The 575-nt window shown below is 55.8% G+C and carries 1 protein-coding gene; it reads left to right on the forward strand.

Annotated features, from left to right (window positions below; all coding sequences use genetic code 11):
• Nucleotides 1-349: 349 nt before the first annotated feature.
• A partial coding sequence (locus AC1D0P_RS27365; RefSeq protein WP_477679604.1) for a putative glycolipid-binding domain-containing protein occupies nt 350-575 on the forward strand: 226 nt, incomplete at its 3' end.

The raw sequence follows: 575 nt of genomic DNA on the forward strand, positions 1-575 counted from the left end.
CGGTCAGGGTGTTCCGCCTTTCGCGGCCAAGAACGTCACCAAGACACAGCTGGTCGGCGGCCAATGGCGGCGCAAGGACGACGGCAAATTCGATCTGGTGATCGTCGACAACAAGACGGCGCCGAATATTCCTGCAGCCGGCAAGATGGAGGCGCTGGTCTAATCTTACTGCGTCATAAGTTTACGCTTTCCGTGGATCATTGCTCCTGGAGCAGCCTGGACATCGTTTAAGGCTGTGAGAGAGTGCGACGGTCAGTTGTCTTCGGATGGCGGCGATCGACGTGACGAGCCCTTTACAGACATTCAGCCTCTTTATAGTGTTCTCTTAATGTTCACATGGGAGGCATCGATGAAGGCTGTCGTTCGTTGGCGCGATTGGGACGATGAGGGTCTTGAACATTGTGTCTGTCGTCAGGACGATAACGGCCTGACCCTTGAGGGAGTGATCGCCGGAACTCATGGAGGGCATTACTTCGTTCGCACGGATGCTGCCTTCAGGACGCGGAAGGTTCGTGTCGGATATGTCGATGGCCCTCGACTGCACGTCGAATCTGATGGCGAAGGATGTTGGCACG

The sequence above is a fragment of the Polaromonas sp. P1_G2 genome (genome assembly GCF_056405515.1).